Annotated in this window: 2 protein-coding genes; both read right to left on the bottom strand. The window is 71.1% G+C overall.

The window, feature by feature from the left end:
* Positions 1 to 477 (bottom strand): hypothetical protein (locus DXC67_RS10240; RefSeq protein WP_369831373.1); only part of this gene is annotated, 477 nt, incomplete at its 3' end.
* On the bottom strand, positions 465 to 1,127 hold the full coding sequence (locus tag DXC67_RS10235; RefSeq protein ID WP_117638284.1) for a response regulator transcription factor: 663 nt from the start codon (positions 1,125 to 1,127) through the stop codon (positions 465 to 467). The genes DXC67_RS10240 and DXC67_RS10235, both read right to left, overlap by 13 nt.
* Positions 1,128 to 1,322 lie beyond the last annotated feature (195 nt).

The raw sequence follows: 1,322 nt of genomic DNA, 5'->3' as shown, positions 1-1,322 counted from the left end.
GAGATCGCGCGAGACCCACTGCGGCAGGTACTCGCTGACGAGTGCGCAGGCCCCGCCGCCCTTGAGCGGGAACGCGGCGTAGGTGAGGCCCGAGCCCCCGCCCTCGATCTCCACTGTGCCCGGATCCGCGGCGAGTGCCGTACGAGCCATTTCCTTCGCGTCCTCGAGCCGCGTGCCCTCGAGGTCTGTCATCAGCACGTTTCCGTCCTTGTTCAGGATGAGGTAGCGGTACGCCGTCGGCACGTCCTGCTGCCCGCAGACGCCGTCGCGTGCCAGGCCCTCCGCGACCTCGCGCGCATTGGCCGGCCCCCAGCTTGCCTCGTAGACGAAGCCCGCGCTGATCAACACGGAGAGCACCATGAGCGACGCGAGCCACGCCGTGGCGAACGCCGCGAACGCGTAGGCGAAGTAGCGCGCGATGACGAAGGAGAGCGGCATGCCCCCGCGACCTCGCGCCCCGATCTTCAGAGCTGCCACTTGTACCCCATCCCCCAGACGGTCGCGATCGGATCGGCGCCGGCCTCGGAGAGCTTCCTCCGGGCGCGGCTGACCTGCATGGATATGGCCGCGTCGTCGGAGTCGCTCTCCCAGCCGAGCACCGCCTCGCGTATCTGCGCGCGGCTCATGACCTGCCCGGGGTGGCGCGCGAGGTACTCGCAGATGGCGTACTCGGTGGGCGTGAGCGGCACGGTCTCGCCACCAACGGCGAGGTCGCGCGCCCCGAGGTCGATCCGCACCTCCCCGAAGGAGAGGGCGTGCGAGCGCGGCCGGCGCTCACGGCGTAGATGGGCCGCGACCTTGGCGCGCAGCTCCGCGGCCCCGAAGGGCTTGCGGACGTAGTCGTCGGCTCCCAGGCCGTAGCCGGCCACGGCGTCCTCCTCGGCCACGCGCGCGGTCAGGAAGACGATGGGCCCGTCGAAGTCCGGGCGGATCTGCCGCACGAGCTCGAAGCCGTCGAGCCCCGGCATCATGACGTCGCAGAGCACGAGGTCGAAGCGCGAGAGGTCCATCCCCGGGACCGCCGTCGGGTCGGCCGCCCTGACGACCTCATGGCCGTCGCGGCCGAGGACGCGCGCGAGCGCGTCGAGGATCGCCCGTTCATCATCCACTGCCAGTATCCTCGCCATGTTCGACCTCCTGAAACTCTCGTCGGAATTGTACTAGCGCCGCACTCAGCGGTCCAGAGCCCTGCGCGCAGCCGCGGGCGCCTCGGCCGCGTCGCACGCGCGGTAGCGCACGCCCGAGCCGCCGCGCGCCTCGATCTCGAGCCAGCCCTCGCCGTCCGACTCCCGCCCGAAGAAGATGAGCTGGAGCTCTCGGAC

This window comes from Collinsella sp. TF07-1, from assembly GCF_003437235.1.
Lineage (GTDB): Bacteria > Actinomycetota > Coriobacteriia > Coriobacteriales > Coriobacteriaceae > Collinsella.
This window is presented reverse-complemented; position numbering and strand designations above follow the sequence as displayed.